Below are 18,919 nucleotides of genomic sequence, written 5' to 3'. Positions count from 1 at the left end.
TCAACGATTGCTTTTGTTATCGATCATCACGGCAAGCAAGATCACGCTGGCCTTGGCGATCATCTGGTAATAGGAGGATACGTCGAGCAGGTTGAGGGCGTTGTTCAGGAAGCCGATGATCAAGGCACCGATCAGGGTACCCATGATACGGCCCTTGCCGCCCATCAGGCTGGTACCACCCAGCACCACCGCGGCGATGGCATCCAGCTCGTAACCCATGCCCGCTGTCGGCTGGGCAGAGGAGAGGCGAGAGGTAACGATAAGCCCTGCCAGTGCCGAGAGCGCGCCGCACAGACCATACACCGCCAGCTTCACCCGATCCACATTGATGCCGGAGAGGCGGGTAGCAGATTCGTTGCCACCCAGCGCGTAGATGTAGCGACCGAGACGGGTGTGGTTGAGCATGAACCAGGCGAGCAGGAAGACGATGGCCATCAGCCAGATGGGCACCGGCAGACCGAACAGGTAACCGGTACCGAGCCAGGCGAAGTGATCGGCGCCGTCACTGAAACCGGTGGAGATGGGGCGACCCTCGGTATAGACCATGGTGATGCCGCGCAGAGCGGTCATGGTGACCAGGGTGGCGATAAATGCCTGTACCTTGCCCTTGGCAATGATGAGGCCGCTGACGCCGCCAAGCAGAGCACCGGCACCCAGAGTGAGGGGCACCACCAGCCAGATCGGCAGCTCCATGGCGACCATGGTCGCGGCCAGCGCGCCGCACAGGGCCAGTACCGAGCCGACCGACAGATCGATACCGGCGGTGAGGATAACCAGCGTCATGCCGACCGCCATGATGGCGTTGACCGAGGTCTGTCGCAGGATGTTGAGCAGGTTGTCGGCGGTGAAGAAGTTGGGGCTCAGAAAGGAGACCACACCAATCAGGACCAGCAGCGCGACCAGGGATTTGTTCTCGATCCACCACGCCTTGCTCATGACGCCACGGCGGGAAAGGGTTTGGGTTGTCATTGGGATGCCTCTTGCTCTGCTTGCCACTGTTTACCGACTGCCGCCGCCATCAGCTTCTCCTGATTGGCATCGCGGGTGTTGAACTCTGCGCTGATGCGCCCTTCGTGCATCACCATGATGCGATCACTCATGCCGAGCACTTCCGGCATCTCGGAGGAGACCAGAATGATGCTCATCCCCTCCTTCTTGAACTGGTTGATCAGCTGATAAATTTCCTTTTTCGCCCCCACGTCGACGCCGCGGGTCGGCTCGTCGAGGATCAGTACCTTGGGCCGGGTCAGCAGTCCCTTGGCGATGGCCACCTTCTGCTGGTTGCCGCCGGAGAGCAGCTTGATCAGCTGATCCTGACTCGGGGTCTTGATGTTGAACAGACGCACATAGTCGCTCACCGCCTGCCGTTCGGCCTTGCCGTCAATCTTGCCGTTGCTGATGAACTCGTCGAGGGCGCACAGACTCATGTTTTCGCGCACCGACAGCTCCAGCACCAGCCCATCCCCCTTGCGATCTTCGGAGATATAGGCGATGCCTGCGGCCAACCCGTCGGCCGGGCTTTTGGGCACCAGAGCATGACCGTCCACTGCCACTTCACCGGCGCTGATGGGGTTGGCGCCATAGATAAGCTTCATCAGCTCGGTACGGCCGGAGCCCATCAGGCCGCTAAAGCCCAGAATTTCCCCCTGACGCAGGGAGAAATTCACCCCGCGCACGCCGGGACCGGCCAGATCTTTCACCTGCAGGCTGACGGGGCCAAGCTCGCGCTCAAGACGCGGATACTGCTCTTCCAGCCGGCGACCCACCATCATCTCGATGATCTTGTCTTCATCCAGGTCGCTCACCGCCTTCTCGCCGATCCACTTGCCATCGCGCAGTACTGTGACCCGATCGCAGATCTCGAAGATCTCCTTGAGGCGGTGGGAGATATAGACGATGCCGCAACCTTGCTCACGCAGCTCGCGGATAACCTTGAACAGCTGCTCTGTCTCGGTATCGGTCAGCGCATCGGTGGGTTCGTCCATGATGATGACGCTGGCATCGAACGACAGCGCCTTGGCAATCTCCACCATCTGCTGTTCGCCGATGGAGAGATCCCCGAGCCGGGTATCTGGGCCATGCTTGACGCCAAGTCGCGCCAGCAGGCCGCTTGCCCGCTTGCGAAGCTGTTTGTGGTTGATGCTGCCAAAACGGGTGCGCGGTTCGCGACCGAGGAAGATGTTGGCGGCAATCGACAACTCCGGCAGCAGGTTCAGCTCCTGATGGATGATGCTGATCCCCTGATCCTGAGAGTCGCGGGGGCCCTTGAAGTGGACCGGCTGGCCGCGGTAGCTGACGCTGCCCGCATCGGCCTGATAGATGCCGGTCAGCACCTTCATCAGGGTGGATTTGCCGGCGCCATTTTCACCGAGCAGGGCCATCACCTGGCCCGGATAGACCCGCAGACCCGCTTCGTCGAGGGCGCGCACACCGGGGAAGGTCTTGACGATCCCGGTCAGCTCCAGAATGGGTGATAGGGGGGAGGTTGTGCTCATTTGCAGCTTCCTTGAAGAGGCCTTCTTTGAAGAGTGTCAGAACGCCACACCGGCGCAGAGGATCAGGTTGGCGTAGGGAGTCACCTCGCCGCTGCGCACGATGGCCTTGCTCTGACGGGAGCGGGTTTTGAACTCCTCATGCAGGCAGTATTCGATGGCGATAGGCTTGCCCTGGGCGGCTGCGTGGGCTTCAAGCTGATCGACCAGCGCCTGATGGGCGGCGGGGCTGATCTGCTTGATCTCGCTCGCCATGATCACCTTCTCCACCACCAGATCGGTGAGCAGGGCGGTCAGTACGGTTTCAAGACTGGGTGTCCCCGCCATCAGCGCCAGATCGATCCGCTCCGGACCTGCCGGAATGGGCAAGCCTGCATCGCAGACGGTGATCTCGTCGGTGTGGCCCATCTGTGCCACCAGAGCACTCAGGGGAGCATTGAGCAGTACGCCTCGTTTCATACAGCACCTCATCAGGCCTTGGCCCGTCAATCTGTGAACCGCTAGGCAACCGGTTACGCAACCGGTTGCGTCATGGCGCAAAGATAGGCTTTTTACCGGGGAAGGGCCACGGCAAAACCACGGAAATGTGAAAACGATCTCAAAGGCGGGAGAAGAAGTGCAGGGGAGGAGGCCGGAAGGGTGTCAGCAGAGCCCTGACACCCTTGTTATTTATCGAACTATTGATTTTATGGTTAGTTGGCCAGTGCCTTGGCGACCGCCGGACGGCTCAGCATGCGCTGATAATGATCGGCAACCTTGGGGAATTCACTGATCTCGACCCCATCGCTTTTCAGCCAGCCCGCGACCACGAACAGATAGATGTCCGCCACGCTGAACTGCTCGCCCAGTACCCAGGGACCGGCCAGATAGTGCTGCTCAATCTGGGCAAAGCCATCGCGCATATTGCTGGCGACTTTCTGCTGCATGGCGGCAATGGCCTGCTCGTCATCGGCCCAGCGGCTACCACGGCGACCGTGGGCGTGGGAGACATGCACGGTGGAGGCGAGGAAGCTGTTGACCTCCTGCATGCGGGCCAGCAGGAACGGGTTGTCCAGCGGCGCCAGCTTGGCTGCGGGGAAGCGCTGCGCCACATAGAGCAGCAGGGCCGGGGTCTCGGTCAGGGTGCCCTGCTCGGTGATCAGGGCAGGCACCCGCCCTTTGGGGTTGATGGCAAGATACGCAGGGTCACGCTGCTCCCCTGCGGCGAGGTTGACGAGACGGGGTTGAAACAGGGCATTCGCTTCCAGCAGGGCAATCTGCACGGCCATGGCACAGGTGCCGGGAGCGAAATAGAGGGTCAGATCGGACATGAATACTCCTGATTGGCTCAGGCCACCCGCGATATCGGCGAAAGATTGCTTCGCGGAGCACTACGGGCAGTCATGAAAAAAGAGAGGGGGCAACGTTTGCCCCCAACCAATCTACACCCCTAAGGGGTAATGAAAAAGCGCAGAATTAATCGACTCTGGCCGTCTTGTTGTTCTCAATACCTTGAGCCTATCAGTCAAGGCTATAAGATTTATTGTTCTAATCAACAATTTAAGGGATTAATACTCTTTTAAATGCAATGACTCTTAAATGTGTAAATAATAGTGTATTTTTATACGATACTATCGTGTGAGTGAGTACATTACTAGTTGACTGTTCATTTTTATGCATCTGAATATTATGTTAGTTCTGATTTAATATCTGACCATGCTTTTTCTAGCACTATTTGAGACTGTTCTTCAAGAGCCTTTAGGTATGCGCCAACATTTTCTATAACACCATCATCCGTAACTGCTTCTTTATAAAGGTCAAGAATTAATGCCTTGATAATTTTAGTGTACTCTTTGTTAGCATCGAGCATTAGATGTATACGGGTTCTTGATGCAATTAACTGTGTATGATATTCGTAAAAATCATCACTAGATGAGAAGTGACTGTCTATATTGCGTCTAACTCTAATTGTTGCTGCCAAACTTACAAATTGAGAAATATAGTCTCTTAGCTCTGTGATCCATACTTGGCGCAACTCAGCTTTTTTGGCTAGATTTTGTGACTGTTGATTTTGTTTACTTATACGCCCCACTACAATAGATGTAAATATACTTCCAATACCAATTAATCCCGTAGTGATAATCATTGGCCAGTCAGGTGAAATAGATAATAAAAATTCTTGACCTTCACTAGATAAAACTAATTTGTCAATATTCATATATCCTCAATAATATACTCACAATTAATAGAGGTCAGGGCCGTAGGTTCGATTATCGAAGCGTAATAGGACGTTCGCGGTTTCGAAAACACTTCCACGCCATTCCTCATAAATGCACCTATTTTGCCCATATCTACTCAATGGGGCAACTCTGAATCTGATCGGAATGGCCCATATCCACCGCAGCTATCCCTTCAAATTTGCTCTGAAGCAGGCTGGCAGGTAGGGCTACAAGGGTTGTGGGCTAGCTTAACAAGTTTTGAAGTTAACCAACGTCCCGTACTTCCCTGTGTCAACGATTGTTGAGCGGAGAAATTGTACAGGTGGTTAAAAAGAGAAGGGGGCAAATATTGCCCCCTTTATTCATTAAGCCCATAAGGGTGGATTAACCGCCGACTTAACCGGCTTTGGCCACCATGGCTTTCAGCTGCAGGAAGTACTGCTCGTAGAGGCGGGAGGCATCACCCACATCGGACTGGAACTCGCCTTTGCGCTTGATCTCGTCGCTCGGGAAGACCATGGGGTTATTGCGAAACGCCGGGGTGAGCAGGGGAATGGCATCCTTGACCGGGGTGGGGTAGCCGATTGCCTCGGCCACCTTGGCGGCCACATCGGGGCGCATCAGGAAGTTGATCAGGGCGTGGGCCTCTTTCACATGCTTGGCCTTGGCCGGGATGGCAAGGTTGTCCATCCAGAGCACGGCACCTTCTTCGGGGTAGGTCATCTGGATGGAGGGGTATTCGCGCTGGGCACCGTAGGCCGAGCCGTTCCACAGCATACCGATATTGACCTCACCGGCGATAAAGGGGTCGGCCGGGTTGTCGGAGTTGAACGCCTTGACGTTGGGCATCAGCTTTTTCAGGTATTCGAACGCTTCGGCAATTTGCGCCTTGTCCTGGGTGTTGGGGCTGTAACCCAGCTGCACAAGCGCGATATGGAACACCTCGCGGGCATCGTCCATCAGCAGCAGGCTCTCTTTCCACTCCGGTGCCCAGAGCTGCTTCCAGCTGGTAACCGGCTGTTCGATGATATCGGTGTTGGTGCCGATCCCGGTTGCGCCCCAGATATAGGGGATGGAGTAGCGGTTGTCCGGGTCGTACTCGTGGTTGAGCAGGGTAGGGTCGAGGTGCTTGAAGTTGGGCAGTTGGGCGCGATCCAGCGGCTGCAGCATTCCCTCTTTGGCCATTTTCGAGATGAAGTAGGTGCTGGGCACGACCACGTCATAGCCGTCGCCATGGGTTTTCAGTTTGGCGTAGAGGGTCTCGTTGGATTCGTAGGTGGAGTAGATCACCTTGATGCCGGTCTCTTGCTGGAACTGTTCCAGCAGGCCGTCCGGCACATATTCCGACCAGTTGTAGAAGTAGACCACCTTGTCATCGGCCGCGTGAGCGCTCTGGCTCAGCAGCGGGGTGGTGAGGGTGAGGGCGGCTGCCAGCAGGGCGCCGGCCTTGTGTTGGATTGTCATCAACAACTCCTTGGGGTTATGGGGCCTTGCGGCCCACCGTGACAGAGTTCGCCAAAGGTGGCGGGGACGAAACGGGCAGGGTCAACCCTGCCGTTTACGCAGTAACAGTTGCGCCAGCAGCACCATCCCGAGGGAGGCGACCAGCATCAGGGTGGCCAGGGCGTTGACCTCGGGGGAGACCCCCACCTTGACCATGGAGTAGATCTTGAGCGGCAGGATCTCGTAGGCCGGGCCGGTCACAAAGGAGCTCACCACCACGTCGTCCAGCGACAGGGTAAAGGAGAGCAGCCAGCCCGCCATCACCGCCGGCAGCGCCAGCGGCAATATGATGCGGCGCAGGATGATCCACTCGCCAGCCCCCAGGTCCCGCGCTGCCTCCAGCATCCGCACATCAAAACCGCACAGCCGCGAGTAGACGGTGATCACCACGAACGGCAGACAGAAGGTGATGTGGGCGATCATCAGCGACCAGAAGCCCAGCGCAATGCCGGTCACCACAAACAGGGTCAGCAGCGAAATGGCCATCACGATATCGGGGGACATCATCACCACAAACAGCATGCCGCTCACGTATTGCTTGCCGCGAAAGCGATAGCGAAACAGCGCCACGGCGGTGAGGGTGCCGATCAGGGTGGCTGCGGTGGCGGTGAGGGCGGCGATGGTCAGGGAGTGCTGGGCCGCCTGCATCAGGCTGGCGCTGGCAAACAGCTTCTCATACCAGCCCAGGGTAAAGCCGCGCCAGTCGATACCATATTTCGACAGGTTGAAGGAGTTGGCGATCAGCACCCCGATGGGCACATAGAGATAGCCAAACACCAGCAGCAGAAACAGAGCTTTCAGTGCGCGCATCATGCCAGCTCCCCCTTCTTGCTGAGCAGCTTGCCCGCCCGCCAGTAGCAGTAGACTAACAGCGCCATCAGCACCGTCAGCATCACGCTGATGGCGGCGCCAAAGGGCCAGTCACGGCTGTTGAGGAACTGGGTCTTGATCAGGTTGCCGATCAGCAGGTGTTTGGCGCCCCCCAGCAAGTCGGAGACGTAGAACATCCCCATGGCGGGCAGGAACACCAGCAGACAACCGGCGATGATGCCGGGCAGGGTGAGGGGCAGAATGATCCGTACCAGCCGCTGCCAGCCGTTGGCGCCGAGATCTCGCGCCGCCTCCAGCAAACGGCCATCCAGCTTCTCGATGCTGGAGTAGAGCGGCAGCACCATAAAGGGGAGCAGCACATAGACCAGCCCGATGATGACGGCCACCTCGGTATACATCATCTGCAGCGGTCGCTCGATAAGCCCCAGATCCAGCAGCCAGCCATTGATCAGCCCCCGGGTGCCGAGCAGCACTTTCAGGGCATAGGTACGAATGAGGGAGTTGGTCCAGAACGGCACCACCACCAGAAACAGCAGCAGCGGGCGGACACGCGCTGGCAGATGGGCCAGCAGCCAGGCAAAGGGGTAACCCACCAGCAGGCAGATGCTTGTAGCGAGCAGCGCCAGCCAGAGGGAGTGGAGCAGCACCTCAAAATAGAGCGGGTCCAGCAGGCGGCCATAGTTGCTCAGGGTAAAGAGCGGCGCGATAAGCTCGGACTCATCACGGGTCAGGAAGCTGACGCCGATGATCATCAGGTTGGGCAGGAAGACAAACAGCGTCAGCCAGCCCAGGATCAGCGCAATGGCCCCGTTGCGAAAGCCGTTGTGGGCAAAGCTGTGCGGTACCCGCAGATTAGTGAGGCTCATAGGGCAGCACCACCTCCCAACTGTCGACCCAGTGGATCGCCACCTCCTGACCCAGGCGATAGTCAAAGTCGGGGTCATCTTCGTCGAAGAACTCGGAGATAAGCAGCTGTTTGCCACTTTCGAGTTCGATCACCGAATCCAGCGTCGCCCCCTTGTAGTTACGCTCGCGGATATTGCCCCGCAGCGCGCCACTTTGATCGTCATCCTGATCGAGAATGCGCAGATCTTCCGGGCGCAGCAGCACCAGCACCTTGTCGTCTGGCTGGAACGGCAAGGCGGTATGGAGCAGGCATTCGCGCCCCTCTACCTCCGCTTGCCAGATTCCGGGCTCGCGCTGGCTGATCAGCTTGCCATCCATCACGTTGATCTCGCCGATAAAGCGGGCCACGAACAGGTTTGCTGGCGATTCGTAGATATCGCGCGGGGTGCCGCGCTGGATGATCTTGCCCCCCTCCATCACCAGGATGCGATCAGACATGGTGAGCGCCTCTTCCTGATCATGGGTAACGAAGACAAAGGTGATGCCAAGGCGACGCTGCAGCGCCTTGAGCTCGCTCTGCATCTGCTTGCGCAGCTTGTAGTCGAGCGCCGAGAGGGATTCGTCGAGTAGCAGCAGGCGTGGCTTGTTGACCACGGCGCGGGCAATGGCGACCCGTTGTTGCTGACCGCCGGAGAGCTGATCCGGGCGGCGGTTGGCCAGCTCGGTGAGCTGCACCATGGCGAGGGTCTCCTCGACCCGCTGGCGGATCTCGCTGGCCGGTACTTTCTGCATCTCGAGGCCAAAGGCGACGTTTTCAAACACCGTCATATGGGGGAAGAGCGCATAGCTCTGGAACACGGTGTTGATGTGCCTGTGTTCGGCGGGGATATGGGTGATCTCGTCACCGGCCAGATGGATGGAGCCACCATCGACCGATTCGAGCCCGGCCAGCAGGCGCAGCAGGGTGGTCTTGCCACAGCCGGAAGGGCCCAGCAGGGTAAGAAATTCACCGTCATAGATTTCAAGGTCAAGGTCACTCAGGATCACCTTGCCATCGTATTTTTTGCTGATCTTGTTCAGCGCGACAATTACCTGTGGATTGTTCATCATCCGCCAGTCTCACCCCAGCCAGTGGCCATCGTGTTGAAAGAGGGCCGCATTCTATGCAGCCGACACATGAAATTAAAGGCTTTTTGGCCCGAATTAGCCGCAAGTGCGCAGGAAAAACGGCTACGAATAGCAGACCAAATCGCTATAATGTGCCACCTGATTTGGTCGTTTTCGATATTGGATAGTCAATTGAGTAATAAAATGCGTATTGGCGGCTCCCTTGAGCAGTCTCTGAACCAGGGCTACCGCCTTGATCTGAAAGGGGTCATCCAGGAGGGATGGCAACAGACCCGCCGTACCGGATTTGGCCTGCTGCTGGCGATTGTCGGGGTGACGGCGATCTGGATCCTGCTTAGCAATGTGCTGCTGTTGCCCTATCTGGGGGATGACAACCAGATGAATGTGGCCATGGTGCTGAGCCTGCTGATGACGGTGGTGATGGCCCCCATGACCAGCTCCCTCGATATGCTGGGGTTGCAACAGTCGGTCGGGGTGCGTGCCCGTGCCAACCAGGTGTTCGACTTCTTCCGCCACTTTGTACGCCTCGGCATGTTGAGCCTGCTTGGCAGTCTGCTCACCAGCCTGTTTGGCCCGCTGTTCGATCTGCTGGGTTTGCCCGCCGTGCTCTCTTTCATTCCCTCGGCCCTGATCGGCATGGGGCTGCTCTTTACCGTCCCACTGGTGCTGGAGCGTGGCCTGACGCCGCCCCAGGCCATTCTGGTCTCTCTCAAGCTCTTTGCGCGCGGCTGGCCCAGCATTGTGCTGTTTCACGGCGTGATGACCGCGCTCTTCTTCCTAGCTCTGATCCCTATGGGGTTGGGGCTTATCTGGGTGGCACCGCTCTATTTCAACTGCAAGGGGATCCTCTATCGGGATCTCTGCGGGGTGGGGGTAGAGGTTAACGAGGTGACAGAAGGCCCCAACCATTTCAATGCATGATGCAAAAGGACGTTGAATGACCCGTCGATATGGAGTGACCAAGGTTTTGCGCCAGAGTCTGCTGGCCACGCTCTTGCTGCCAGGGCTGGCGCTGGCTGAGCCGGTGCTGGATCTGCAATACAGCACCTTCTACAGCCAGATGAAGACCTTTGCCAAAGGGGAGTTTGGTCACGCCAGACTGGGGTTTTATCTGACCGATCCGCAAAATGGTCAGCGCTGTGGCCTCACCTTTGCCCGGGTTGCAACCGACAGCAAGGAAGTGGCGGGCGAGGTAACGGTCGATAGCGAACTGCGCCTGCCTTTTGATGAGGATCTCAACCTCGACAAGGGGATCGTGACCGTCGGCCTGAAAGAAGAGCACGCCACTTGCGATATGATGGTACAGGTGATGGCCGACGCACCAAATGGCCCCGAGCTGCCGCTGGCCGAGCTGGCGGCCCGTCAGCAGCAGATGCAGTCGCTGCTCGACAAGATGGCGGGCATGGTCGGCAAGCACTTCCTGCCGAAGATGGAAGGGGTACGCATTACCCTGGTGCAGCAGAGCGGCACCGCCTATCTGATTGATGGCGCCCGTCAGGAGGCGCTGCCCTGGCAGGAAGGCCACCTGCTGCTGAGCAATGAGCAACTGGCCGCGTTCGCCGCCGGGCAACTGCGCCTGCAGGGTGACGTGCTGCGACTGACCCCCTGGTTGCACAAGGGCTGATGCCGATGGTGTTGTCACGTTGGTAACAGGCAGATAAAGAAAGCAAAAAAGGAGCGATCATCGCTCCTTTTTTATTGCGTGGCGTTTTGCCCTGTGAGCGCGGCTTAGCGCACTTCAATCACATCCAGCATGTCCATCTCGTCGATGTCCAGCAGCGGCGCCTTTGGCATCTCGGGCGGATCAAACGCCTTGTCGCCACCATCGATGATGCCGGAGTCGCGGTTGATGCTCTTGAAGTCAAACAGCTTGTGGTCGAGCAGGTGGCTCGGGATCACGTCCTGAATGGCGGTGAACATGGTCTCGATACGACCGGGGAAGCGGCGATCCCAATCCTGCATCATCTGTTTGATGGCCTGACGCTGCAGGTTCTCCTGCGAGCCGCACAGGTTGCACGGAATGATGGGGAAGGCTTTGACGTCGGCGTAGCGGATCAGATCCTTCTCTTTGCAGTAGGCCAGCGGGCGGATCACCACGTTCTTGCCATCGTCGCTCACCAGCTTGGGCGGCATGGACTTGAGCTTGCCACCGTAGAACATGTTGAGGAACAGGGTCTCGAGGATGTCGTCGCGGTGGTGGCCAAGGGCAATCTTGGTGCAACCCAGCTCCTGGGCGGTGCGGTAGAGAATACCGCGGCGCAGCCGTGAGCAGAGGGAGCAGGTGGTTTTGCCTTCCGGTACCTTCTCTTTGACGATGGAGTAGGTATCTTCCTCGACGATCTTGTACTCGATGCCGAGGGAATCCAGATACTCGGGCAGCACATGCTCGGGGAAACCGGGCTGCTTCTGATCCAGGTTGACGGCAACCAGATCGAAATGGATGGGGGCACTGGCTTTGAGGCTCATCAGTATGTCGAGCATACCGAAGCTGTCCTTGCCGCCGGAGAGGCAGACCATGACCTTGTCGCCCTCTTCAATCATGTTGAAGTCGGCAATGGCCTGACCCACGTTGCGCCGCAGGCGCTTCTGCAGTTTGTTAAAACTGTATTTTTCTTTGGCGTTCAGCTCTTCTAGCATGCTCGTAAAACCCGGGACACAAATAAGCGCGTTATTATAGCCATGTCCCGGGGGAGGGCAAGGTGCCAGGCACCTTATGATTGATTGCGACGGCTGTCGACCGGGCAGCTGTAGTCCGCCGGTTTGAGGATCAGGATGTCGCAGGAGAGGCGGTCAATCACATGTTCGGCGGTATTGCCGAGCAAAGCTGCAGAAAGCCCGGTACGGCCGACGCAGCCCATGATCATCAAGGTTGCCTTGAGCTCTTCGGCCATATCCGGCAACACCTCTTCCGGTAGCCCCTCTGCTACCCGGGTCCAGAGATGACCGATCCCGAACTTGTCGGCATGGCTGAGCAGCAGGCTTTCGTGGTGTTTGCGGATCGCTTCGTTGTAGGCGTTGGGGTCAAACTCCGGCAGCTCGATGGCCACGTTGACCGGGGTGCCCGGGTAGGTGTTGACCAGATAGAGGTTGGAGCCCAGCAGCTCGGCGATGTCGCTCCCCTCCTGGGTGATCCGTTCGTTGAGCAGTTTCTGATCCGGATCGTCGCTGGAGCAGTTGATGGCGGCGATGATGTTGCCGCCCCGTTGCCAGTGACCCTCCTTGACCAGCAGCACCGGACAGGGGCATTTGCGCAGCAGGTGCCAGTCGGTGGGGGTGAAGATGAAGGTTTGCAGGAAGCTGTGGTGGTGAGTGGCTTTGACCACCAGATCGTGGCTCTGCTCCAGCACTTCCTGAATGACACACTCGAAGGGGCGATTGTGCCAGACTACTTTCACTTCGCACTCGATCCCCTGTGCCCGATAGGGGGTCAGGATCTCGTCCAGCCACTCACGTCGCTGTGAAATGACGCCGTCGCGCATCTCTTGCCGCTCGTCCACCGAGAGCATGGCAGTCATTTCATACGAGAAGTCATAGATGGTGAGCAGCAGGGTCAGATGGGCGTTTTCGTCCAGCTCGGCGACTTTGACTGCCCGTTCGAGGGCGATTTGACGCTCCTCTTCTGGATTGATAACCACCAGAATATTCTGATATTTGACCATCTTCTCCTCCTTGGAAAAGTCCAATGACAGCAGAATCTTAGCCATTACAGCTTAGCGCAGGAGGAGGGTATGGGGAACGTACCGGATCACATTCCAGAGGAAAGGATCCGGCAGGGAAAGCAGAAAAAAAACGGTAGGGTAAGCGGAAAAATCAGCCGCAGGGCGGGCGAGTAGCACCGGCCATCATGCCAAGGGCGACCTGATCCAGCACGGTAATGTATTTGCCTTTGACGCTGATGAGACCGGACTTCTGGAAACGGCCGAGCAGACGACTGATGGTCTCAACGGTCAGCCCCAGATAGTTGCCAATGTCACCACGGGTCATGGAGAGACGGAACTCCTTGGCGGAGAAACCGCGCTCGGAGAAGCGTACCGACAGATTGTGCAGGAAGGCGGCTAGGCGCTCTTCGGCATTCTTCTTGGAGAGCAGCAGGATCATCTCCTGATCGCCCATGATTTCGCTGCTCATCAGACGCATGATCTGCTGGCGCAGTTTGGGCATCTTGCCGGAGAGATCATCCAGCACTTCAAACGGGATCTCGCACACCATGGCCGTTTCCAGCGCCTGGGCGAAGGAGGGGTGGGCCTGCTTGTTGATGGCATCAAAACCGACCAGATCGCCAGCGAGGTGGAACGCAGTGATCTGCTCATCCCCTTGCTCGGTGATGGTGTAAGACTTGATGGTCCCGGAACGGATGGCATAGAGCGATTTGAACTCATCGCCAGCCTTGAACAGCTCTTCACCCTTCTGGATCGGCTTCTTGCGCTCGATAATGCTGTCAAGCTGATCAAGCTCGTTGTCGTTCAGAGTGAAGGGAATACAGAGCTGACTGATGCTGCAATCCTGGCAATGAATTGCACAGCCACCGCTCTGGATACGTCTGCCAGGTTTCTTTTCCGGGATCATAGGCTCATACGAATAATTGATTTATATCAAACAAGTTTACCATCAACTCATCCGTTTTGGATAGGGTTTCAAAAGGACGCAATGCCAATCCAGAAGGTATGCACCCCGAACAAAATGAGCAGCAGGGCCCCGCCAAGGCGCAAACTGCGCAGGGTGAGCCAGTATCTCAGGCGATCAGCGAGTCCCCCGAGCGCGAACAAGGTGGGCAGGGTGCCGAGGCCAAAAAAGAGCATGATGAGCGCCCCGCCACTGGCCGAACCCGCCGCAGCGCTCCAGGTCAGCATGGAGTAGACCAGCCCGCAGGGCAGCCAACCCCACACCATGCCAAAGGGCAGTGCCTGCACAGGTGAGGTGAAGGGGATAAATTTGCCCGCCAGCGGTTTGATACGGGGCCAAAGTCTGGCGCCGAGCCGCTCCAGCAGCAAGATCCCTTGCCACCAGCCCGCCAGATAGAGACCAAGCGCAATCATCAATAACGCTGCCACCAAGCGTAAGCCGGCAATAGCGTGTTTGCCAGCGCCAAGCTCACTGGTGGTGGCGAGCAGGCCGCCAACCAGTGCACCTGCAATGACATAGCTCAGGATCCGGCCGAGGTTGTAGTTGAGCAGATAGGCGAGCCGCCCCCAAAAGTGCTGCTTGTTGGCGGGGATCGCCATGGAGAGCGCGGCGGAGACACCCCCGCACATGCCGATACAATGGGCGGAGCCTGCCAGTCCGACCAGCAGGGCGCCGGCCAGATCAAGGCTGTGGGTCATGGTCAGCAGGCTTTGAGGGTTTGTGGGTGGGTTGTTCTTCGTCAAACAGGATGTTGGAACCCTGGCGATCGAGATCTTCAAACTGTTCGGAGCGAATGGCCCAGAAGAAGACGACTCCAGCGATGATCACAAACAGGATAGCGATGGGGATCAGGACAAAAATTATATTCATGAGAGGTACCTTGGCGTTCATCCTTGGCAAGCGTCCCCTATGGTAACCCTGTTCGGGCAGAGGGCCAGCCGCTATCAATTAGAAATGTGGCCTGCATCGGAGGCAGGCCACATTTTCAGCTATTTTCCGCCACCAGCCTCATCGGTTGAGGCGCATGGAGTTGGTTACCACGATGAGTGAACTGAGCGACATGCCCGCCGCCGCCAGATAGGGGGGCAGCCAGCCGCAGGCTGCCAGCGGCAGCACCAGCAGGTTGTAACCGATGGACCAGGCGAAGTTCTCGATGATGATCTTGCGGGTACGCATTGCCAGCCCTCTGGCCTCGAGCAGTCGGCTCAGGTCATCGGCCAGCAGGATGGCATCAGCGCTGTTTTTCGCCAGATCGGTGCCACCAGCCATGGCAAACGAGGCGTGAGCGCCAGCCAGTACCGGCGCGTCGTTGATGCCATCGCCCACCATGATGCTGATATCCCCCTGGGCTTCCCGGGCCTTGAGGTAGGCCAGCTTGCCATCGGGTGAGACCCCCTTGACCAGCTCATCCACGCCCAGCTCGCGGGCAATCTCGTCTGCTTGCAGAGAGCTGTCACCAGTCAGCACGGTAGTTTGCAGACCTGCCGCCTTGAATGCCGCGATCAGCGCCCTGGCATCGGGGCGCAGGGTATCTTCCAGATTGAAGCGGGCCAATACCTGCTGCTCGTTGGCCAGATAGATAGCCAGACCGCGGCCGCGCTCTTGCGCCGGATCCAGCCCAAGCCAGCGGGCACTGCCGATGCGGTAGCGTACGCCATCCACCAGCGCTGTTATGCCGTGACCGATGACCGGGGTGATCTCGCGGGCGGATGGCAGCACACTGATACTGTCGGCAGGTAGCCGGAAGGCGCGGGCAATCGGGTGTTCGGATTGCGCCTCCATGGCCCGGGCGATGGCGAGGCATTGCGTCTTGTCCATCTCTGCCAAGGTGGTGGTGCCTGTCAGACTGATCTCACCTGTGGTGAGCGTGCCAGTCTTGTCCATCACAATCCGGTTAGCCTTGGTCAATATATCCAGCACATGGCCACGGCGCAGCAGGATGCCGTTGCGGGTCAGATTGGCGGTCGCCGAGGTCAGCGCTGTCGGCGTTGCCAGCGACAGGGCGCAGGGGCAGGTGGCCACCAGCACGGCCAGCGCGATCCAGAATGCCTGTTCCGGTTGGTGGAAGTGCCAGAAGGTCCAGACCGCCGCGGCAATGATCAGCAGCACCAGAATAAAGTGGCGCGACAGTTGATCCGCCATCTGGGCGATGGCCGGCTTGTCGTCGAGAGCGTGATCCTGTAGCCGCATGATCTGGGCGATCCGCGACTCTTCGATACGGTGGCTGACCCGGATCTGCAGCGGGGCATCCGTGTTGATGGTGCCAGCATAGACCTGATCGCCTGGCTGTTTGAGCAGGGGCAGCTGTTCACCGGTCAGCATGGATTCGTTGAGGCTGGCTTGCCCTTCGACAATGATGCCGTCCGCCGGCAAGGTTGCTCCGGCCAGCACCCGTACCCGATCGCCGACCTGCAACGTCTTGGCCGCTACCTCATGCTCCCCTTCATCATCGATGCGGGTCGCCATGATGGGCACCAGTCGCGCCAGGTTGGAGCTCGATTCCGACGCCTTGCGCCGGGCCCGCAACTCGAGAAAGCGCCCTAGCAGCAGGAAGAAGACGAACATGGTGATGGAGTCGTAATAGACCTCACCGGTATTGAACACTGTGGCCCACATGGAAGCGATAAAAGCCCCGATCAGCGCCAGCGACACTGACACATCCATCGACAGGTGACCCTGTTTCAGGCTGCGCCAGGCACCCACGTAAAAGGGTTGGGCCGAGTAGATCATGATAGGGGTGGAGAGCAGCAGGCTTATCCACTTGAAGTAGACCATGAACTCATCTTCAACACTGATGAAGAGGTCCATATAGAGGGCCACGGCGCACATCATCACCTGCATTGAGCCAAGCCCTGCCAGTGCCAGCCGGAACATATAGCTGCGCACCTCTTTGGCGTAGAGCGCCTCCTGTTGATGGGTCTGGAACGGATAGGCGCGATAGCCGATCTGGGCAAATCCCTTGAGAATGTCACTCAGGGAGAGCTGGTCCGGATCCCACTTGATGCGGGCCCGGTGGGTGGTGGTGTTGACATTGATGTAGCGCAGGCCGCCAAGGGTCATCAGGTGGCGTTCGATAAGCCAGGCACAGGCGGCGCAGGTGAGCCCTTCTACTGTCAGCTGGATTTCGCGAAGGGTACCGCTGTCGGTGACAAACTCCTGTTGCACTTCTGCCAGATCGTAGTGGTTGAGGGCGGCCAGCTCTTCGGGCACCAGATCGCCCTTGGTACCGGGGGCGGTGCGGTGATCGTAGTAACTGGCGAGGCCGCACTCCATGATGGTCTCTGCCACAGCCTGACAACCGGGGCAGCACATGGGGCGAACAATCCCCTTTATCTCGAGGGAATAGCCACTATTGGCGGGTACCGGCTCGCCACAGTGAAAACAGGGAGTCATGCGTTATGCCCCCCTGAATGCAGAATGCAGAATGCAAGCAGCAGGGGCGCTGGCGAGAACCGGCTCGCCACAGTGAGAACAGCCGGTCATGGCTTAGCGTCCTTTCGGGTCGAGTTCGACAGGGGCCAGGGTGGGCAGCTGGACGGTCTCTTGCAATCGCCACTGGTGATCGAAGGCATCGACCCGAATGTGCCACTTGCCGACCAGCGGCTTGTCGAAATGGAGGCGATAGGTGCCGCTCGCATCGGCGGTGATCATGTGTTCGCTGTCCTGACCGGCCAAGGTCGGGTGGAACAATGAGAGATAGAGAGCTTGCCCGGCAGGAATATCGCCGCTGATGGGTTTGAGGGTCAGCTCGTTGCCGTCAACCTCCAGTCCAAAGCGGATATTGAGCGCTTCGGAGCGGTCAAACTTGCTCAAGTCCTGATTGATCTCTTTCCCTTGTTTGTAATAGTCCTCGGCCACCAGATTGACCCCATCCTTGCTGGCGATGATGGCGGTGGCGATACTGCCGACAACGGCGGCAGTGGGGAGGGCGATGATAAACCAAGGCCAGAATTGGCGATACCACGGTTTGGATAGAGGTTGGGTCATGATTGCTACTGCCATGAAACGAATGATTAACGTGGAAGATGGTTTTTACGCAACACAAGATAACAAAAAGCCTCGAGGAGTCGAGGCTTTTTGCTGTGTAATCACGTGTTTATCACATGTTACAACGTTACGGGCGAACCTTATTTGGCAGACTGTTGATGAGACAGGCTGTAAACGTAGGAGGCCAGCAGGTGAACCTTGTCCTCACCCAGAATGTCTTTCCAGGCTGGCATCACGCCGTGACGACCGTGGGTGATGGTTTGCACCACCACTTCGCGGGAGCCACCGTAGAGCCAGGTGTTGTTGGTCAGATCTGGCGCACCGACGGCAATACCGCCCTTGGCATCGGCACCGTGGCAAGCTGCGCAGATGGCGAAGCGTGCTTCACCTTTCTTCGCTTCCACCAGGTCGACCTTGCGACCGGAGAGGCTCAGTACATAGGAGGCCACTTCCTGAACGCCATCTTTGCCGAGGATTTCACCCCAGGCAGCCATGATCCCCTGACGACCGCCCATGATGGTGGTCTTGATTTGATCAGGCTGGCCGCCCCATTGCCATTCGCTGTCGGTCAGGTTCGGGAAGCCGCGGCCACCACGGGCATCGGAGCCGTGGCACTGGGAGCAGTTCTGCAGGAACAGACGCTGACCCACTTTCAGGGCTTCCGGATCCTTGGCGATCTCGGTGATGGCTCGATAGGTTTTGCCATCCGCTTCGTAGGTGAGTTCACGGAACTTGGCGCCGTAGATCTCGTCAGCCTTGGCGACCTCGCGGTCGTACTCCACCGCGCGACCTTCGGCCTTGGCCGATTCGGTTGCAGCCTTGGACTCGGCCAGCGAGCGCACGTCCTGGTTGGAACTTTGCCAGCCCAGCAGGCCTTTGAAGTTGCCAAGCCCCGGGAAGGCGACCAGATAGACCAGACCGGTGACGATGAAGAAGAGGAACATGTAAGTCCACCACTTCGGCAGCGGGTTGTTGATCTCCTCGATGCCATCGAAGGAGTGACCCATCGATTTGCCTTCTTCAACACCCATCTTGTCCTTGCGGCACCACATCAGCAGCAAGAAGCAGCCGAGGATGGTTCCCAGACTGATGACAGTCACAAAAATGCTAAACAGAGTGCTCATTATTGTTTCGCTCCTGCGTTCTTTTTATCAGCACTGGGTTGCTCATCATCGGCAAAAACCAGATTGGCAGCCTCGTCGAAAGAGGTCTTGCGGCGTTTGCTGTAGGCCCAGACGATGATGCCAATCATGATGGCCATCAACAGCAGGGTATACAGACCGCGAAATGTGCCGTAGTCCATTTTCGCCT

At 58.0% G+C, this 18,919-nt stretch carries 20 protein-coding genes; 2 read left to right on the top strand and 18 right to left on the bottom strand.

The features are described 5' to 3' along the window. The 9 genes from rbsC to potA form a co-directional block, all read right to left on the bottom strand. Nucleotides 1–969 carry a ribose ABC transporter permease gene (gene rbsC / locus I6L47_RS03185; RefSeq protein WP_005336670.1) on the bottom strand — a complete coding sequence of 323 codons (969 nt, stop codon included), beginning with the start codon at nt 967–969 and terminating at the stop codon, nt 1–3. Next, complete coding sequence (rbsA, locus tag I6L47_RS03180) at nt 966–2,495, bottom strand: ribose ABC transporter ATP-binding protein RbsA (RefSeq protein ID WP_216948638.1); 1,530 nt, start codon at nt 2,493–2,495, stop codon at nt 966–968. The genes rbsC and rbsA overlap by 4 nt, the downstream gene beginning before the upstream one ends. A 36-nt stretch (nt 2,496–2,531) precedes the next feature. Continuing rightward, nucleotides 2,532–2,951: a D-ribose pyranase gene (gene rbsD / locus I6L47_RS03175; RefSeq protein WP_058052594.1), complete on the bottom strand. Its 420-nt coding sequence runs from the start codon at nt 2,949–2,951 to the stop codon at nt 2,532–2,534. Between the two features lie 233 nt (nt 2,952–3,184). After that, entirely contained in the window at nt 3,185–3,802 is a 618-nt protein-coding gene (locus tag I6L47_RS03170; RefSeq protein ID WP_216948637.1) for a glutathione S-transferase family protein, read from the bottom strand. A gap of 356 nt (nt 3,803–4,158) precedes the next feature. Further along, nucleotides 4,159–4,689 (bottom strand): hypothetical protein, encoded by a 531-nt coding sequence (locus I6L47_RS03165; protein ID WP_216948636.1) that lies wholly within the window; start codon nt 4,687–4,689, stop codon nt 4,159–4,161. 397 nt (nt 4,690–5,086) lie between these two features. Further along, nucleotides 5,087–6,154 carry an extracellular solute-binding protein gene (locus I6L47_RS03160; RefSeq protein ID WP_005345409.1) on the bottom strand — a complete coding sequence of 356 codons (1,068 nt, stop codon included), beginning with the start codon at nt 6,152–6,154 and terminating at the stop codon, nt 5,087–5,089. Between the two features lie 81 nt (nt 6,155–6,235). Then, nucleotides 6,236–7,006, bottom strand: a complete 771-nt coding sequence (gene potC / locus I6L47_RS03155) for a spermidine/putrescine ABC transporter permease PotC (protein ID WP_216948635.1) — start codon at nt 7,004–7,006, stop codon at nt 6,236–6,238. Continuing rightward, on the bottom strand, nt 7,003–7,890 hold the full coding sequence (potB, locus tag I6L47_RS03150) for a spermidine/putrescine ABC transporter permease PotB (RefSeq protein ID WP_069554837.1): 888 nt from the start codon (nt 7,888–7,890) through the stop codon (nt 7,003–7,005). Before potB ends, potC begins: the two co-directional genes overlap by 4 nt. Continuing rightward, entirely contained in the window at nt 7,877–8,980 is a 1,104-nt protein-coding gene (gene potA / locus I6L47_RS03145; protein ID WP_201989421.1) for a spermidine/putrescine ABC transporter ATP-binding protein PotA, read from the bottom strand. The genes potB and potA overlap by 14 nt, the downstream gene beginning before the upstream one ends. A 201-nt stretch (nt 8,981–9,181) precedes the next feature. On the opposite strand from potA, the gene I6L47_RS03140 reads away from it, so the two are divergent. Continuing rightward, nucleotides 9,182–9,919 carry a hypothetical protein gene (locus I6L47_RS03140; protein WP_181363584.1) on the top strand — a complete coding sequence of 246 codons (738 nt, stop codon included), beginning with the start codon at nt 9,182–9,184 and terminating at the stop codon, nt 9,917–9,919. A gap of 16 nt (nt 9,920–9,935) precedes the next feature. Continuing rightward, nucleotides 9,936–10,622: a DUF2987 domain-containing protein gene (locus I6L47_RS03135; RefSeq protein ID WP_216948634.1), complete on the top strand. Its 687-nt coding sequence runs from the start codon at nt 9,936–9,938 to the stop codon at nt 10,620–10,622. 104 nt (nt 10,623–10,726) lie between these two features. On the opposite strand, the gene ttcA is transcribed toward I6L47_RS03135, so the two are convergent. The 9 genes from ttcA to I6L47_RS03090 all read right to left on the bottom strand — a co-directional run bounded on the left by ttcA (nt 10,727) and on the right by I6L47_RS03090 (nt 18,911). Next, nucleotides 10,727–11,635, bottom strand: coding sequence for a tRNA 2-thiocytidine(32) synthetase TtcA (gene ttcA, locus I6L47_RS03130; protein WP_005336634.1), 909 nt, complete (start codon nt 11,633–11,635; stop codon nt 10,727–10,729). A gap of 74 nt (nt 11,636–11,709) precedes the next feature. Continuing rightward, the gene (gene uspE / locus I6L47_RS03125; protein WP_216948633.1) at nt 11,710–12,657 is read right to left on the bottom strand and encodes a universal stress protein UspE; all 948 of its coding nucleotides are present in this window, start codon (nt 12,655–12,657) and stop codon (nt 11,710–11,712) included. Between the two features lie 151 nt (nt 12,658–12,808). After that, on the bottom strand, nt 12,809–13,564 hold the full coding sequence (locus tag I6L47_RS03120; protein ID WP_005351934.1) for an FNR family transcription factor: 756 nt from the start codon (nt 13,562–13,564) through the stop codon (nt 12,809–12,811). A 68-nt stretch (nt 13,565–13,632) separates the two neighbouring features. Further along, complete coding sequence (locus I6L47_RS03115) at nt 13,633–14,319, bottom strand: sulfite exporter TauE/SafE family protein (protein WP_216948632.1); 687 nt, start codon at nt 14,317–14,319, stop codon at nt 13,633–13,635. Continuing rightward, nucleotides 14,303–14,491 (bottom strand): cbb3-type cytochrome oxidase assembly protein CcoS, encoded by a 189-nt coding sequence (gene ccoS / locus I6L47_RS03110; protein WP_216948631.1) that lies wholly within the window; start codon nt 14,489–14,491, stop codon nt 14,303–14,305. The genes I6L47_RS03115 and ccoS overlap by 17 nt, the downstream gene beginning before the upstream one ends. Nucleotides 14,492–14,629: 138 nt before the next feature. After that, nucleotides 14,630–17,014, bottom strand: a complete 2,385-nt coding sequence (locus I6L47_RS03105; RefSeq protein ID WP_216948630.1) for a heavy metal translocating P-type ATPase — start codon at nt 17,012–17,014, stop codon at nt 14,630–14,632. Nucleotides 17,015–17,107: 93 nt separating this feature from the next. Beyond that, nucleotides 17,108–17,608 (bottom strand): FixH family protein, encoded by a 501-nt coding sequence (locus I6L47_RS03100; RefSeq protein WP_005345427.1) that lies wholly within the window; start codon nt 17,606–17,608, stop codon nt 17,108–17,110. Between the two features lie 140 nt (nt 17,609–17,748). Next, the gene (gene ccoP, locus I6L47_RS03095; protein WP_005336622.1) at nt 17,749–18,732 is read right to left on the bottom strand and encodes a cytochrome-c oxidase, cbb3-type subunit III; all 984 of its coding nucleotides are present in this window, start codon (nt 18,730–18,732) and stop codon (nt 17,749–17,751) included. Beyond that, nucleotides 18,732–18,911, bottom strand: a complete 180-nt coding sequence (locus I6L47_RS03090) for a cbb3-type cytochrome c oxidase subunit 3 (protein WP_120414282.1) — start codon at nt 18,909–18,911, stop codon at nt 18,732–18,734. Before I6L47_RS03090 ends, ccoP begins: the two co-directional genes overlap by 1 nt. Nucleotides 18,912–18,919: the final 8 nt, after the last annotated feature.

The sequence above is a fragment of the Aeromonas sp. FDAARGOS 1417 genome (assembly GCF_019046985.1).
Taxonomy (GTDB): domain Bacteria; phylum Pseudomonadota; class Gammaproteobacteria; order Enterobacterales; family Aeromonadaceae; genus Aeromonas; species Aeromonas veronii.
The sequence above is the reverse complement of the archived record's forward strand: the minus strand, read 5'-3'. Positions and strand labels throughout refer to the sequence as shown.

What these genes read in the sequence shown, in the direction of transcription:
- rbsC (WP_005336670.1), bottom strand. Translation starts at nt 969, where the DNA reads ATGACAACCCAAACCCTTTCCCGCCGTGGCGTCATGAGCAAGGCGTGG.
- rbsA (WP_216948638.1), bottom strand. Translation starts at nt 2,495, where the DNA reads ATGAGCACAACCTCCCCCCTATCACCCATTCTGGAGCTGACCGGGATC.
- rbsD (WP_058052594.1), bottom strand. Translation starts at nt 2,951, where the DNA reads ATGAAACGAGGCGTACTGCTCAATGCTCCCCTGAGTGCTCTGGTGGCA.
- I6L47_RS03170 (WP_216948637.1), bottom strand. Translation starts at nt 3,802, where the DNA reads ATGTCCGATCTGACCCTCTATTTCGCTCCCGGCACCTGTGCCATGGCC.
- I6L47_RS03165 (WP_216948636.1), bottom strand. Translation starts at nt 4,689, where the DNA reads ATGAATATTGACAAATTAGTTTTATCTAGTGAAGGTCAAGAATTTTTA.
- I6L47_RS03160 (WP_005345409.1), bottom strand. Translation starts at nt 6,154, where the DNA reads ATGACAATCCAACACAAGGCCGGCGCCCTGCTGGCAGCCGCCCTCACC.
- potC (WP_216948635.1), bottom strand. Translation starts at nt 7,006, where the DNA reads ATGATGCGCGCACTGAAAGCTCTGTTTCTGCTGCTGGTGTTTGGCTAT.
- potB (WP_069554837.1), bottom strand. Translation starts at nt 7,890, where the DNA reads ATGAGCCTCACTAATCTGCGGGTACCGCACAGCTTTGCCCACAACGGC.
- potA (WP_201989421.1), bottom strand. Translation starts at nt 8,980, where the DNA reads ATGATGAACAATCCACAGGTAATTGTCGCGCTGAACAAGATCAGCAAA.
- I6L47_RS03140 (WP_181363584.1), top strand. Translation starts at nt 9,182, where the DNA reads ATGCGTATTGGCGGCTCCCTTGAGCAGTCTCTGAACCAGGGCTACCGC.
- I6L47_RS03135 (WP_216948634.1), top strand. Translation starts at nt 9,936, where the DNA reads ATGACCCGTCGATATGGAGTGACCAAGGTTTTGCGCCAGAGTCTGCTG.
- ttcA (WP_005336634.1), bottom strand. Translation starts at nt 11,635, where the DNA reads ATGCTAGAAGAGCTGAACGCCAAAGAAAAATACAGTTTTAACAAACTG.
- uspE (WP_216948633.1), bottom strand. Translation starts at nt 12,657, where the DNA reads ATGGTCAAATATCAGAATATTCTGGTGGTTATCAATCCAGAAGAGGAG.
- I6L47_RS03120 (WP_005351934.1), bottom strand. Translation starts at nt 13,564, where the DNA reads ATGATCCCGGAAAAGAAACCTGGCAGACGTATCCAGAGCGGTGGCTGT.
- I6L47_RS03115 (WP_216948632.1), bottom strand. Translation starts at nt 14,319, where the DNA reads ATGACCCACAGCCTTGATCTGGCCGGCGCCCTGCTGGTCGGACTGGCA.
- ccoS (WP_216948631.1), bottom strand. Translation starts at nt 14,491, where the DNA reads ATGAATATAATTTTTGTCCTGATCCCCATCGCTATCCTGTTTGTGATC.
- I6L47_RS03105 (WP_216948630.1), bottom strand. Translation starts at nt 17,014, where the DNA reads ATGACTCCCTGTTTTCACTGTGGCGAGCCGGTACCCGCCAATAGTGGC.
- I6L47_RS03100 (WP_005345427.1), bottom strand. Translation starts at nt 17,608, where the DNA reads ATGACCCAACCTCTATCCAAACCGTGGTATCGCCAATTCTGGCCTTGG.
- ccoP (WP_005336622.1), bottom strand. Translation starts at nt 18,732, where the DNA reads ATGAGCACTCTGTTTAGCATTTTTGTGACTGTCATCAGTCTGGGAACC.
- I6L47_RS03090 (WP_120414282.1), bottom strand. Translation starts at nt 18,911, where the DNA reads ATGGACTACGGCACATTTCGCGGTCTGTATACCCTGCTGTTGATGGCC.